The organism is Bradyrhizobium sp. Unk1 (genome assembly GCF_059512345.1).
The window spans coordinates 1-760 of record NZ_JCAMOP010000205.1 but is presented as its reverse complement, the minus strand read 5'-3'; the positions used below and the strand labels follow the sequence as shown (position 1 = coordinate 760).

Here is a 760-nt window from a genome sequence, read left to right as displayed (position 1 = left end):
TGGCGGGCGTAAATTTGAGCCTGCCGATACAGCGGCAGATGGTCGGCATATTTGGCGACGAGCACCTGCGCCACGGTGGCTTCGGTCGGTAGCCCGCCCTCGATCAGCCGCGCCGGCGCCGGTGCCTGCGCCATGGTCTCGCAGGCCCGGCAAGCATACTTCGGCCGCCTTACGACTAGGACCCGGAACTGGGCCGGGACGATATCCAGTCGTTCGCTCACATCCTCGCCGATCCGGTGCAGCGCCTGCTGACAGCACGGGCAGGCGTGATCGTCGAGGTCGATCAGCATCTCGACCCGCGGTAGATGCGCCGGCAGCGCTCCTCTGTTCCTGCGGCGCCGTGCGGCTCGGCTCGATCGCTCGGCCGCATTGGCTGCATCGGTCGCGGCGTCACTGCTCGCCTCGACCTGCTCGGCCTCCTCCAGGCCGAGCAGCAACTGGTCCTCCGGCAGCGTCTCGGCCCGGCGGCCGAAGCGATGACGCTGCAACTCCTTGATGATCTGCTCGAGCCGCGCGGCGCGCGCCCGTTCGGCCAGCAGCATCGCCTTAAGCGTGCCGGGATTGTCCGGAAGCGTGTCGGCCGTCGTCGTCATGATGCGATTACACCATGCGTCGCGGCACCCCGCGAGCGCGACATGCATACTGATTCACTGTGCCGCAGTTCAACTCGCCTGGATCGGCGACGGTGTCTCGCGCGCAGCGTGGACGCGCTTCCAGTCCAATCCTTCGAGCAAGGCCGACAGCTGCGCCGCGGTCAGGC

Annotated in this window: 1 protein-coding gene; it reads right to left on the bottom strand. The window is 67.8% G+C overall.

Going from position 1 to position 760, the window contains the following annotated elements:
• Window positions 1-593 (bottom strand): transposase domain-containing protein (locus AC5ZFO_RS48155; RefSeq protein ID WP_496124288.1); only part of this gene is annotated, 593 nt, incomplete at its 3' end.
• Window positions 594-760 lie beyond the last annotated feature (167 nt).